The organism is Exiguobacterium sp. SH3S3, from assembly GCF_004337115.1.
Classification (GTDB): Bacteria; Bacillota; Bacilli; order Exiguobacteriales; family Exiguobacteriaceae; genus Exiguobacterium; species Exiguobacterium aurantiacum_A.
Genome location: NZ_SJUU01000011.1, coordinates 106,676 through 119,886 on the forward strand (window position 1 = coordinate 106,676; position 13,211 = coordinate 119,886).

The 13,211-nt window shown below is 51.8% G+C and carries 11 protein-coding genes, 8 tRNA genes and 2 rRNA genes; all 21 read right to left on the reverse strand.

Annotation, left to right across the window (positions count from 1 at the left end; translation table 11 throughout):
• Positions 1-55: 55 nt before the first annotated feature.
• Complete coding sequence (locus EVJ28_RS11285; protein ID WP_236634142.1) at positions 56-997, reverse strand: NAD(P)/FAD-dependent oxidoreductase; 942 nt, start codon at positions 995-997, stop codon at positions 56-58.
• A gap of 66 nt (positions 998-1,063) precedes the next feature.
• On the reverse strand, positions 1,064-1,750 hold the full coding sequence (locus EVJ28_RS11290) for a DUF975 family protein (protein ID WP_131457622.1): 687 nt from the start codon (positions 1,748-1,750) through the stop codon (positions 1,064-1,066).
• A gap of 106 nt (positions 1,751-1,856) precedes the next feature.
• Positions 1,857-2,435: a YdhK family protein gene (locus EVJ28_RS11295; RefSeq protein WP_131457623.1), complete on the reverse strand. Its 579-nt coding sequence runs from the start codon at positions 2,433-2,435 to the stop codon at positions 1,857-1,859.
• A gap of 131 nt (positions 2,436-2,566) precedes the next feature.
• Positions 2,567-3,748 (reverse strand): MFS transporter, encoded by a 1,182-nt coding sequence (locus EVJ28_RS11300; protein WP_131457624.1) that lies wholly within the window; start codon positions 3,746-3,748, stop codon positions 2,567-2,569.
• 218 nt (positions 3,749-3,966) lie between these two features.
• Positions 3,967-5,763, reverse strand: a complete 1,797-nt coding sequence (gene glmS, locus EVJ28_RS11305; RefSeq protein ID WP_131457625.1) for a glutamine--fructose-6-phosphate transaminase (isomerizing) — start codon at positions 5,761-5,763, stop codon at positions 3,967-3,969.
• Between the two features lie 358 nt (positions 5,764-6,121).
• A complete protein-coding gene (gene glmM, locus EVJ28_RS11310; protein ID WP_131457626.1) occupies positions 6,122-7,480 on the reverse strand; it encodes a phosphoglucosamine mutase in 1,359 nt (452 codons plus the stop codon).
• A 35-nt stretch (positions 7,481-7,515) separates the two neighbouring features.
• Positions 7,516-8,796, reverse strand: a complete 1,281-nt coding sequence (locus tag EVJ28_RS11315) for a CdaR family protein (RefSeq protein ID WP_070329316.1) — start codon at positions 8,794-8,796, stop codon at positions 7,516-7,518.
• Positions 8,797-9,657 (reverse strand): diadenylate cyclase CdaA, encoded by an 861-nt coding sequence (gene cdaA, locus EVJ28_RS11320; protein WP_016508862.1) that lies wholly within the window; start codon positions 9,655-9,657, stop codon positions 8,797-8,799.
• Positions 9,658-9,789: 132 nt separating this feature from the next.
• Entirely contained in the window at positions 9,790-10,425 is a 636-nt protein-coding gene (locus tag EVJ28_RS11325; RefSeq protein WP_131457627.1) for a polymer-forming cytoskeletal protein, read from the reverse strand.
• Complete coding sequence (gene sigW / locus EVJ28_RS11330; protein WP_131489017.1) at positions 10,422-10,997, reverse strand: RNA polymerase sigma factor SigW; 576 nt, start codon at positions 10,995-10,997, stop codon at positions 10,422-10,424. The genes EVJ28_RS11325 and sigW overlap by 4 nt, the downstream gene beginning before the upstream one ends.
• 131 nt (positions 10,998-11,128) lie before the next feature.
• Positions 11,129-12,031 (reverse strand): arginase, encoded by a 903-nt coding sequence (rocF, locus tag EVJ28_RS11335; RefSeq protein WP_131457628.1) that lies wholly within the window; start codon positions 12,029-12,031, stop codon positions 11,129-11,131.
• A 201-nt stretch (positions 12,032-12,232) separates the two neighbouring features.
• Positions 12,233-12,308: transfer RNA gene (locus EVJ28_RS11340), tRNA-Ala, on the reverse strand.
• A gap of 17 nt (positions 12,309-12,325) precedes the next feature.
• Positions 12,326-12,400 (reverse strand) — tRNA-Gly (locus tag EVJ28_RS11345).
• An 8-nt stretch (positions 12,401-12,408) separates the two neighbouring features.
• Positions 12,409-12,484, reverse strand: a tRNA-Lys gene (locus EVJ28_RS11350).
• 5 nt (positions 12,485-12,489) lie between these two features.
• Positions 12,490-12,573, reverse strand: a tRNA-Tyr gene (locus tag EVJ28_RS11355).
• A gap of 6 nt (positions 12,574-12,579) precedes the next feature.
• A tRNA-Thr gene (locus EVJ28_RS11360) sits at positions 12,580-12,652 on the reverse strand.
• A 27-nt stretch (positions 12,653-12,679) separates the two neighbouring features.
• Positions 12,680-12,755: transfer RNA gene (locus tag EVJ28_RS11365), tRNA-Val, on the reverse strand.
• Positions 12,756-12,759: 4 nt separating this feature from the next.
• Positions 12,760-12,834: transfer RNA gene (locus EVJ28_RS11370), tRNA-Glu, on the reverse strand.
• A 4-nt stretch (positions 12,835-12,838) separates the two neighbouring features.
• A tRNA-Asn gene (locus EVJ28_RS11375) sits at positions 12,839-12,913 on the reverse strand.
• Positions 12,914-12,921: 8 nt separating this feature from the next.
• A 5S ribosomal RNA gene (gene rrf, locus EVJ28_RS11380) occupies positions 12,922-13,037 on the reverse strand.
• Positions 13,038-13,088: 51 nt separating this feature from the next.
• A 23S ribosomal RNA gene (locus EVJ28_RS11385) occupies positions 13,089-13,211 on the reverse strand; the annotation flags it as partial.

Here is a 13,211-nt window from a genome sequence, read left to right on the forward strand (position 1 = left end):
AAAATCGTATGCCTGACTATTAGGCGTCGTGATCAAAAAACCTTCCGCAGAAGGTTTAGGACCGCATCGCTGCCGCAACGCGGAGACCCGAGACGTACGCACTTTCGAACCGGGTCCGCCCTGAAGCATCGTCCGGCTCGAGGAAGACGTCACCCGCCAAGTAAATCGGGGCGTCGTTCAATTTATAGTACGGCTCGTGCCAAACGTCTGTCGCCTGGGCGTAGCGCCACCGCTTCAACTGTCTCGACTGAATCGCTACGTCTCCGGTCACGGTTGTTAGCAACCGCTCGATTTCTTGAAGCGTGTCTTCAGCAGGACGCTCATACCAAGCTTCACTCCACGCCTCATCCATGTAGACGCTGACGAGTTCTGTCGCCGAGATGCCTTTTTGCCGGTTGTTGATGATTTTCAACAGACCAGGTGCCAAGTCCGTGTCGATAATCCCGTCCGCACCGATTTGGGTGTCGCCCGCGAACTCGAACAACCCGACGAACGTCGGGGCGTAAGTCAGCTCACGCAACGACTCAGCCACCTGACTCGATAAGTCAGCGAGCAGCTCGAACGTCTGTGGGAGCGGTGACGTGATGAGGAGACGGTCATAGTGGCGCGTCGCCACGTCTGTCGTGACGACGACCGTCCCGTTCTCCATACTGACCGTCTCGACTTGTTCGTTCAATTGGACGGTCAAGCCGTCTGCCAACTGTTTGGCGAGCGCGTTCATGCCGTCACGGGCGACGTACCGCGGATACGGGTCGGCGTACCAGACGCTTACCCAGTCCCGCTCGACCCAATCGGCGACCGCCTGTTTAAGCGCTTCCCCGCGTACGGTGAAATAGACGGCCCCGTGATCGGCTTTCCCGGCCCCGATCCGTCGGGTCGCCAAGCGTCCACCGACGCTCTGGCTCTTCTCAATCAGTTCAACCGTATGTCCTTGCCGGACGAGTTCCCGTGCTGCGACAATCCCACTAAGTCCTGCCCCAATGATTCCAATATTCATGTGCATTCCCCCTCTTTCAGGAAGATTGTATCACGAGTCAGCGTGTCAAATCAGACTCGATGCGCTTCACGCCGAGCGGTTCCATTGCTCGTCATACGCCCGACGTGCGTCTTCATACATGATCGCGAATCGACTGATGATGAACGGGCGGATGAGTGACGTCGCGACAAGGAAAATCCATGAGCCGAGAACGACCAAATCGAGCCGTATGTAAAAAATCCAACCGACTAAATACATCGGGATAAACGGCAAAATCAGTTTGAACGCATCCCATTTTTGCCCGCGCATCAAATCCCTTGATTTCGTAATTGCCTCTGTAATGGACAGGTCCGGCTCGTCGCGCAAGATGAAATACGTGAACGCATACGAGAAGTACTTCACGATGCCAGGTACGACCAATAATAGTGTCCATAAGACTTGGAACAACATGATGAGAAGCGTCGCAAGCAGATGCTTCCCGTAGCGGTGACGAAACGGAGCGAAGACGTCACTCAATCGAACTGTCTGGCCTCGTACCGTCTCTAATATGAGCCAGTTGTATCCGACGATAACTGGGTAGAGGACTATGTAAAATAAGATACCACCAAGGCTAAGGACGGTCAGCGCAACAGATTCTATCGCCAAGCCGTAATAGGTCGGGTCTACCATCAATCCTATCTCTAATAGAACCGAGCACGCGAACGACCAGATGAGCAACATCCCCGTCTTCCCTTTTAACGCAGTATGCGCTCGCTCATTCCATGTGTGAACCATATTATTTCCTCTTTTCATTCGTGTTTCCTGTCTTATACGCAACGCGACATGAAATGTTTCAAACTCCATAGAAAAACAGGGTATCGCCCTGTTTTTAGTCTTCTCGTCACTCTTTCGGTTCTAATTCATTTTCAGTCACCCATTTATGATTCGTCACTTCTTCTCCGTCTTGCAACATGAAGTTGACCATATACACGGTCGTTTGTTCACTGGAGTCGATCGTCGCGGTCGCGCCGTCCATGCCTTCCATATGGTCGGACTGAAGCGTCACCTCGGTCCCATCAGCAAGCGGAGCTGATTCGGATGTATCGAGTTCTTCATGAATCACCCATTTATGATTCTCGACCGGTTCCCCGCCATCTGTCGGTGTATACGTGACCGCGTAAGCTGTAGTCTCATAAGCACCGACGATCTTCGCTTCCGCGCCTTCCATCTCAAGCATATGGTCCGCAGTCAACACGGCCATCGAGTCAATCGGATACGTCGGGTCTGCCGCTTCTTCTAACTCGGCAGGCACCTCACCCGATCCCGAATGGTCCATCGCGCCATGCTCTTCTTCTTGCTCTGCGATTTGTTCTTCTGTCACGTCAATAGCTTGGTCTTCTTCTGTCGTATCACCGCAGGCGGCGAGTGACGTCGCGAGCAACATGGCACCAAGTGTCGTCGCCCATTTCTTTTGTTTCATCGAATCGCTCCCCTCATTTGTGCCGTCTCATATTTACTGTACCCTGATTGCGCTCGGACAAGACATTTGTAGCGGATTCGTTATCTAACTGAAAAAACCGTCCTCGAACGAATCGAGGCACGGTCTTCGAATTAATGGTGCTTAATCCTTCTTAAAAAATAGAGCATCGGTAGTAGCAACAGTGCTGACGCCCCGAGCCCCCCTTGAATCGACGTATATAGGGCGACGAGGCCGATGAGTGGACCGCCGGCGACTTGGCCGAACGCATCGACTTGACCGAACATCGACAAAATCGTCGCCCGACCCTTGGATGGGAGCCGCTCGTTCGTCATGACGCTCATGAGCGGATAATGCACGTTCCGAAGCGCGGCAATCGTCCAATACAACAAGACGGCCACAAAGAATTGTCCGACCCATGCGAACGCAAGCATCGTGAGGATGAGCAAAACGTTGAACCAAAACAATGTCGTCGCGTAGCGTCCTTTGATGTACGTCTCGACACCTTTGAGGACGAGCATGTTCAGTAAAAACGCAACGGCATAAAACAGGCCGAACCAATAGATGGCCGCTTGTTCTGACAACCGAAACGTATCGATCAAATGAGCGCCCCACAACCGGTCGAACCCTTCGCTCGCGAGTCCCCAGACGAGCGTGATGGCGGCCAACCCAACGAGGATCGTATTGCCGCGGATATGGGCGTAGCCTTCTGCTACCGTCTGCTTCGCCTGAAGCAGATTTGAGGTGCCAGCTCGGGTGATCGGCTCAAACTTCGTTTCCGGGATTACTTTCCAGATGAGGAGCGCGAGTCCTATTAACAAACCTCCAGCGACGACAATCGTCGTTTGCACGGACGTCATTTCTGCGAATAGCACCGCTATCCCAATCCCGATAAAGCGACCGAGTGAACTGTACTGAGCGCCTCGTAAAAACACCTGTTCTAACTCCTGGTTCCCCATTTCATCGGCAATCCACGCCTGCTCAGCCCCGCTGATGAACGTCCAGCCGATTCCCCACAGTGAAGAGGCGACCGCGATGGCCCAAAATTCTGGGATGCCGCCTTCTAACAAGTGGGCTAGTCCGATCAAACCGGTGCCGATGACAATCGACCGTTTGCGGCCGTACAAATCCGCGACGAGTCCCGTCGGCAGTTCGAACAGGAAAATCGATACTTCTAAAATCGTGCCGATCAAGACGAGCTGCAGCGCGTTCAGCTCGGCGGTCGTCACGTAATAGATGGCGTTCAGCGTGAATACCATCTGGATGACAAGTGAGCGCGAACTCGTGACCATGTAATACAGTTGTTGAATCTTCAATTGGGTAGTCCTCCGATATGATTGTTCCAATACGGTAAATCATCGGAGGAGGTGGGCCAACTTATGAACGCACTTCCTCCGGCAGGATGAATGTTTTAAATGTTTGGATTCGCATGGCGTTCTCTCCTTAGTCGTTTATAAACTCAGTATATCAAGCCGGTTGACGCAACGTAAATCACAAAAAAAAGCCAAGATCTCGAAAGATCTTGGCCTACTCTTTATTCTACAGTTACTGACTTCGCCAAGTTACGTGGCTTGTCGACATCACAGTCACGCGCGAGTGCAGCGTAATATGAGATGAGTTGAAGCGGGAGTACCGTCACGAGTGGTGTGAGCAACGGCTCGACACGCGGCAAGACGAATGAATCACTCTCGTGTTCCATGCCTTCCATCGAGATCGTGCAGGCAACTGCGCCACGAGCGACAACTTCCTTGATGTTTCCACGAATGTTGAGGTGCGTGTTCGGTTGCGAGACGAGCGTGATGACCGGTGTGCCGTCTTCGATCAACGCGATCGGTCCGTGCTTGAGCTCACCGCCTGGGTAGCCTTCCGCTTGGATATACGAGATCTCTTTCAGCTTGAGCGCGCCTTCGAGACCAACGTATGAATCCATCCCACGACCGAGGAAGAACGCGTTACGTGATTCTTTCAAGAACTTGTCAGCCAACTGCTCAAAGATTTCTTTTTGAGCCATGACCGAGTCCATGATCGTCGCGATGCGAGCGAGTTCCGTCATAAGGTCGAACGGAAGCTTCTTCCCGTTCGCACGAGCGATGTCGTAAGCGAGGATCGCCAGCACGGCGATTTGCGCCGTGTACGCTTTCGTCGATGCGACCGCAATCTCAGGGCCAGCATGGAGGAGCATCGTCTCGTTCGCTTCACGCGACAGCGTTGAACCGGCAACGTTCGTGAGTGTGAGCGCTTTGTAGCCGCGCTTCTTCACTTCGACGAGGACGGCACGGCTGTCGGCCGTCTCACCTGATTGTGAGATGAAGAGGAACAATGGTTTCTCCGTGAGGAGCGGCATGTTGTAACCGAACTCTGACGCGACGTGCACTTCAGTCGGCACACCAGCGACGCGCTCGATCAATTGCTTGCCGACGAGACCAGCGTGGTAACTCGTTCCACAAGCGACGATGTAGATGCGGTCTGCTTCTGAGACGAGCGAACGAACGCCTTCCGTGAGCTCGATGTCGCCATTGTCGTTCTGGTAGTGTTGGATGATGTTACGGATGACGGCCGGTTGCTCGTCCATCTCCTTCAACATGTAGTGCGCGTACGTGCCCTTCTCGATGTCTGACGCATCGATCTCGGCCGTGTACGGCGCGCGCTCGAGCACGTCGCCGTCGAGCGTCTTGATCGTCGCCGACTCACGTGTCAAGATGACGATCTCGCCGTCGTGGAGCTCGAGGTACTGGTCCGTCACTTGGAGCATCGCCATCGCGTCCGACGCGACGACGTTGAACGTACCATCACCAAGTCCGACGAGGAGCGGCGACTTGTTCTTACCGATATAGAGGCGCTCTTTGTCCTCTGAGTCGATCATCGCGATCGCGTACGAGCCGTGGAGCTCAGACAACGTCTTGCGGAAGGCCAATTCGACGTCACCAAGTGCGACGAAGTTCTTCTCCATCAATTGAACGATGACTTCCGTGTCCGTCTCTGAGAGGAACGGTGCGTCGAGCGTCGCCTTGATCTGCTCGTCGTTCTCGATGACACCGTTGTGGACGAGCGTGAAGCGGCCCGTCGTGCTCTGGTGCGGGTGGGCGTTCGGTACGCTCGGTACCCCGTGTGTTGCCCAACGTGTGTGGCCGATTCCGATCAATCCGTCTACTTCTGCTGGGACGACTTCGCGTAGCGCCTTGATGCGACCGACTTCCTTATGAACGTTGACAGAGTCATGCATCAACGCAAGACCTGCCGAGTCATAGCCACGATACTCGAGTTTTTCCAGACCTTTGAGAAGGATTTCCTTCGCTCCGATATTCCCAATCATTCCTACAATTCCACACATACAAAAATCTCCTCTATATTCGATTTCTCGAAAAAGGAAACGGGCTTTTTCAAAGAGCTGTCAATGCGCTCCCCTTTGGCCGTCCGGTCACCCGAACGTTTTGAGGGATTGCTTTTAGTCGTGACAGGCGACTAGGAGGCATCCGCCGAAATCTCGATAACCTCCAACCTCGTCAACTCATAAAGAGTTCTGGCGCTTTCTCGTACTTTGTGCCCCTCCGTTTCTAAGGTCACGCTCTTAATAGTACAAATCACACCCCCATCCGTCAAGAAAATCAAATGATTTCACAGTGACAAAACGGAAACAAAAAGGGAACCCAAAATTGGATTCCCTTGTGTTATTCCCTGTTTCGACAAAATTATCCTTCAACACCGTAATCTTCACGGACGACTTGAGCGATTTGTTCGACGTAACGGTCGCAGTCTTCCTTCGTCGGCGCTTCAGCCATCACTCGAACGAGTGGCTCTGTACCTGATGCCCGGACGAGAATACGCCCGTTTCCGTTCATTTCAGCTTCCGCTTCTTGAATCGTTGTGAGCACGCGCTCCCCTGTCATCGCATCCTGTTTATTCGTGACGCGAATGTTGACGAGCGTTTGTGGATAGACCGGCATTTCAGCTGCTAGTTCAGACAGCTTGCGTCCTGTCGTCTTCACGATTTGTGCGAGTTGGACACCCGAGAGCATCCCGTCGCCCGTCGTCGAGTAATCGAGGAAGATGAGATGACCCGACTGCTCGCCACCGAGCGTGTAGTTATGCTTCTTCATCTCTTCGACGACGTAACGGTCACCAACAGCTGTTTGAAGAGCCGTCATACCTGCGTCTTCGACTGCTTTGTGGAAGCCAAGGTTACTCATGACTGTCGCGACAATCGTATTGTCTTTCAAACGACCTTTTTCGCTCAAGTATTTTCCGCAAATGTACATGATTTTATCGCCGTCGACGATGTCGCCGTTCTCATCGATTGCGATCAAGCGGTCTCCGTCTCCGTCAAACGCAAGGCCCATGTCCGCTCCCTTTTCGCGAACGAATTGTGCCAAGTGTTCCGGATGTGTCGAGCCGACGCCTTCATTAATATTCAACCCGTTCGGTGAACTACCGATTGTCGAGACGTTCGCTTCAAGGTCAGCGAACAAGCGAGCCGCAAGGCCGCTCGTCGCGCCATGGGCACAGTCGAGGGCGATATGGAGACCATCGAGGTCCTCATCGACCGTCTGTTTCAAGAGTTGAAGGTATTTTTGTGCCCCTTCATAGTAGTCCGAGACGAATCCGAGATCTTTCCCTGTCGGACGCGGGAGTGTATCTTCCGCCGCGTCGAGAATCGTTTCGATCTCTGCTTCAGTCGCATCATCGAGCTTGAAACCGTCGCTACCGAAGAATTTGATGCCGTTGTCGGCAACCGGGTTATGTGAAGCTGAGATCATGACACCTGCTGTCGCGTCAAGCGACTTCGTCAAGTAAGCCACACCTGGTGTCGAGATGACACCGAGACGCATCACTTCCGCTCCGATTGACAAAAGACCTGCGATCAGTGCGCCTTCGAGCATATGACCTGAAATGCGTGTGTCACGCCCGATCAATACTTTCGGCTGTTCACCGGCTGGCAAGTGCTTCGATAACACGTAACCACCAATGCGTCCTAAACGATAAGCTAGTTCTGCTGTCAATTCTGAGTTCGCGACACCGCGGACCCCATCTGTTCCAAAATATTTACCCATATATTCGTTTCCTCACTTTTGTATGATTGAACGTCTCATTGAAGCGAAGACGTTTCGGTTTGGTCTTCGACGCTCGTTAACTCGACGTCGATTGTTTTCGGCGAGACGACCGTCGCGCCTTTCGGTACTTCATAGTCTACATCGACCCCATGCAAACCACTCGGCAGACCCGTCAAATCTAGTGTCACACTGATGCTGTTCGACGTCACGCTCTCAAGGAGTGACCGTTTACCTGACAATGTGACGCTGACGACTTCCGGTGCTTGAAGCGTATAGTTCGTCCGATCATAGCCTCTGACCGTGACAGGCACGGTTAAACGGATGCGTTCCGTCAATTCCCCGGTATCATCTCGCGTTTGATCATCCGCTCGGACGAGTAGCTGGACTTCCACTTGCTCGGCAGCGAGCGATGATGCGCCTTCCGGCAGGACAAGCTTCGCTGTCACTTTCCCCGTTTGATCGACGCCATCAAGGTCAATCGGCTCGGTCTCAACACGGTCTAGTGCATCGAGCACTTCGCGCGGTGCGAAAACACGGACTTCTGTTTCCTCTAGCAACGTGTCAACGAGCCTGAATTTATCGGCAACTTCGCCGGTCGTGACAGCTTCAATCGGGAACACGGCACTTTGTTCATAGACAGGAACCGTGACGTTGATGATGTTCGGTTCGACCGTCACGTTAAGCGGGTTTCCGTTCGCATCTAAAATCGTCGGCGGCACCTCACGCGTGAACGTCTGGTTTTGATTCGCCACATCGACGTTCAACGTGATTTCTTTTACGTTTTGAATCCGGCTTTCGCCACCAGAAACTTTTACAGTCGCCGGCTCGATTTCCGCTTCTCCGACCACATACCCTTCCGGCAACTGGTCTTTATTTAACAAGTTGACCGATACAGGTACTTCAACTGTCTGTTTTCGATCGATGTAAATTTCAACAGTGTCACGCTCAAGTTTTACGTTTACATCCCCACCGAAACCCCGTGCTTCCACCGGGACACGATGGAACCCAGTACCGAGGTTCGTTAAATCGACGAACACTTGATAATCTTTCACCAATTTTGTCATCGTCAAACTACTCGATGGACCTTGCAGCTCAACGTTCATCTCTTCAGGAACGTTGTACGCGACGTATTGTACTTCATCGAAGAATACTTCGACAGGAACGTCAAGCGACATCGAACTTTGCCCAACAATCGGCAATGCATTTGTTGAATTGGTCGACGAGCTCGTCTCGGCGACCATAAAATAAAGAAGGATGGCTAAAGCAAGTGCGATGATGCGGAGAAACCATTTATGTTGTAACCACTGATCAATCACTTACTTGTCCCCCCCTTTTTTATTAAAGAACGAGAGTGTCGTCTCTTTTTCTTCAATAACAAGTTCTTGGATCAACTTGTTGCGAAGTGCCTCCTCGTCTAGCTCGCGGTATAAACGTCCAGCAATCGCCAGAGATACCGCACCCGTCTCTTCTGAAACGGTGAGCGTCACGCTATCGGTCACTTCACTGACCCCGATCGCGGCCCGGTGTCTCGTCCCGAGCGCCTTATCGATGTGCGGGCTTTCCGAGAGCGGTAAATAACAAGCCGCCGCTGCAATTTTCCCGTCTTGGATAATCATCGCCCCATCGTGAAGCGGTGTATTCGGAATAAATAAATTGATGATCAGTTGTGACGTGATGTGCGAGTCCATCCGGATACCGGTTTCAACGTATTCGTTCAACCCGGTATCTCGTTCAATCGCGATCAACGCCCCGATTCGACGTTTCGACATGTACTGTGCCGAACTGACAATCGCTTCGATCATTTGTCGTTGCTTGTCCTCATCGCTCGTGCTCGTACGACCGAACAAATTGCTCGTTCGCCCTAAGTGCTCGAGCCCGCGTCGAAGTTCTGGTTGGAAGATGATGATGATCCCAAGCAAACCATACGTGATCACTTGGTTCAGCAAGAACTGTAACGTCTTCAAACCAAAGAATCCGCTGAGGAACCAGCTGACGAGGATGATTGAAATCCCTTTTATCAGTTGGACCGCTTTTGTCCCACGGACGATCATCATCAGTTTATAGATGACGTACGTGACGACGACAATATCTAAAACATCATTCAAATAATCGTACCAATGTACGTTCTCTGAAAGACTAAAAAATGATAAGATTGAAACCTTTTCAAGTAGCGGCAAATGCTCCCCTCCTCAACTACCTAGCCAATTCGTGCAAGTTTCATTATATCATATTTCCCAAACAACGCATCGTTAGATGACAAAACGAAACCAGATTGAAACGAATGAAAAAGACGCCCTGAGGCGCCTCGATTAAAGTATTTGCTTGATGGAGTACCAAACCCACTCAAAAATCCGGTCGATTTGTTCGAGCTCTCCGGTCACTTCACCCGCACTGGCCAAATAGGCTCGGCCGTGCACGGCTGTCGCATTGCCGTTGACGGTACCTTCGATCCGCAGGTCCCCGCCTTGGACCGTAATATCACGCTCGACGATGACGTCTTTCGGTACGACGACCTCGTTCTCTGTGACAACGATTCCAGGTACTTTCGTGTACGTCATGGTTTCGGTAGAGCCGTTCCATAAACCGAGTGTCGCGCTCGACATTAAACTAAAGAATAGTAAGGCCGCGACGAGTCCCGGATGCTTCCGCAACCAAGTCATCTGTTTCGAATGCGGTTTTCTCCGTGGCCGTGGACGGTCTTCAAGACGCACGATCGGTGTCGCCGGCGGAGACGTTTTCGCTTCAGGAATGGCCGCCATCACGCGCGCCGTAAAATCGTCTGATAGCTTAGGACGTGGAAGTGCTTTAAGTTCGGCATCTATTCGTTCGTACTGAAGGTACGCCTCGTATAAGGCTTCGTCCTCTAGTAATTGACGTAATTCGTCAGATTCTTCGGGCAGGATGCCATCTTCCAAGTATTGTTGCAGTTTCTCTTCAGGAGTCAATTGAACCCCTCCCTGTTTTGAAAGATTGTTTTTAACATTTCTCTTCCCCGGAAGATCCTTGTTTTAACCGTTGCGACCGGCATATCGATCATGACGCTAATTTCTTTGAGCGACAAATCGTCCACGTACTTGAGCAGTAACGGGATACGATATTTGTCCGGCAGTTGCTGGATTGCCTCATGCATTTCGCCTCGAATCTCGCGGTGAACGACTTGGGCGTCGGGTTGGGGGGCATCATCGGCCAAATGGTCTTGATAGGTGAGACCATCCGTGCCAGCGATTTCGGCATCCATCGAATACTCCGGCTTTCGCTTTCGGAGACGATCGATGGCGACGTTCGTGGCGATTCGATACAACCATGTCTTGAACTTATACTGCGGATCATACGTATCAATCCGGGTATATGCACGAATGAACGTCTCTTGGGCAGCATCCTCGGCTTCGCCACGATCGTATAAAATCTTAAAGGCGACGGCAAAGACACCATCCTTGTACAGTTCTACCAGCTCAGCAAACGAATCGTGATTCCCCGACCTTAATTCGTCTACTAAACGGATGGTCAGCCGTTCCATCAATCCACTTCCCCTCTCCGCAACCTATGCGGTCAATACAGTATACGTTCAGTTGTCTGATCAGGTTTCACATCACACAAAAAAAGTTTCCAAACCCATTGTAGCAAACGGATTTGGAAACTGTAAGGCGATTAGACTGTTTTGCTTTCCAGTAACAGGTTTTCTTTGGATTTCAAAATCGTTTCGCATAAACTGAAGGCGAGTTGAACGGTTGTATCCTCTTGGTCAAGTGCAGGGTTCAATTCGACGAGCTCGATCGCAATCAACTCGTCGGCTTTCATCGCTTCCGCCAAAATTGCTTTCCCTTCCTCTGCCGTCAACCCGCCATCGACCGGGGTTCCTGTTCCAGGGACGAGTTGAGCGTCCAAACTGTCCATGTCAAAGCTGAGATAGAAGCGATCGACACGATTACGTAAATACTCGATCGTTTCAGCCATGATTGTCTCGACGCCACGCGTCCGAACTTCTTCGACCGTCACGACCTTGATCCCAAGCCGCTTAATCTCTCGCATCTCTCCCTCATCAATATCACGTAAAGCGATGTAAACTAGATGTTCTGGCGCAAGCTTTGGTTCACGCCCTCCGACTTCCGTCAATCGGATGTCACCTAGTCCCATCGCAGCGGCAAGCGGCATCCCGTGAATATTGCCTGACGGTGATGTTTCCCCCGTATTCAAATCAGCATGGGCATCGACCCAAATCACGCCGTACGGTCCGGTTTTGGCGAGCCCAGCTAGTGTACCGATTGCCATGCTGTGATCGCCCCCAACGATCAACGGGAATCGATTCGCTCGGACATCGGCAGCAACGACGTCTGCCAGCTCATTGACCGTATACAAGACGCCGTCTACACGCTTTAAATGTTCTTCATTCACTTGAATTTCTGACTCTGGCAAGACGCGAATCGTTTGTTGTAGCGTCCCTTTTGGCAGTAATGCCTCAATTCCGAGTGTTCGCAATTTAGTTGGACCTTGATCGACTCCGTGTTTCCCCTGTCCGTAACGGAGTGGTACTTCAATATATGACCATTGCATAGCCATTCCCCCTTGAGCAATTGATACCTACATTGTAAACGCTACCAAATGTGTGGTTCAACTTCACACACCGGTGAATAAACATACAAAAAGGCAGCCTGAATGGTGGCAGGCTGCCTTTCTCTGTACTCTTAAGTGAATGGTTTCATGGATTTACGCAAAAAAAAACTTAAGTCGTAAGTAACTTAAGAAAAAAACAAATGGTGGAGCCTAGCGGGATCGAACCGCTGACCTCCTGCGTGCAAGGCAGGCGCTCTCCCAGCTGAGCTAAGGCCCCATTACAGGGAATAAATATGGAGCGGAAGACGGGATTCGAACCCGCGACCCCGACCTTGGCAAGGTCGTATTCTACCACTGAACTACTTCCGCGAAAAAAATGGTGAGCCATGCAGGGCTCGAACCTGCGACCCTCTGATTAAAAGTCAGATGCTCTACCAACTGAGCTAATGGCTCAAACCTGGTGGGGGGGGGCGGATTCGAACCGCCGAACCCGAGGGAGCGGATTTACAGTCCGCCGCGTTTAGCCACTTCGCTACCCCCCCAAGGAGTGCCGGCGAAAGGATTTGAACCCTCGACCCTCTGATTACAAGTCAGATGCTCTACCAACTGAGCTACACCGGCATATATGGTTTGATTGGTTAATTAAAATGGTGGAGGATGACGGGATCGAACCGCCGACCCCCTGCTTGTAAGGCAGGTGCTCTCCCAGCTGAGCTAATCCTCCAAAATGGTGACCCGTACGGGAATCGAACCCGTGTTACCGCCGTGAAAGGGCGGTGTCTTAACCGCTTGACCAACGGGCCTTATTGGCTCCGCAAGTAGGATTTGAACCTACGACCTACCGGTTAACAGCCGGTTGCTCTACCACTGAGCTATTGCGGAACGATCTTGCCTGGCAACGTCCTATCCTCACAGGGGGAGACCCCCAACTACTTTCGGCGCTGAAGCGCTTAACTTCCGTGTTCGGCATGGGAACGGGTGTGGCCGCTTCGCTATCGCCACCAGACAAGGGAATTGTTCCCTGAAAACTGAAGACTCATCAAGTTCAAACCGTTTCTAGATCAAAGCCTCGACCGATTAGTATCATTCAGCTCCACACGTCGCCGTGCTTCCACCCATGACCTATCTACCTCATCGTCTCTGAGGGGTCTTTCTTGATTGCTCAAAGGGAAATCTCATC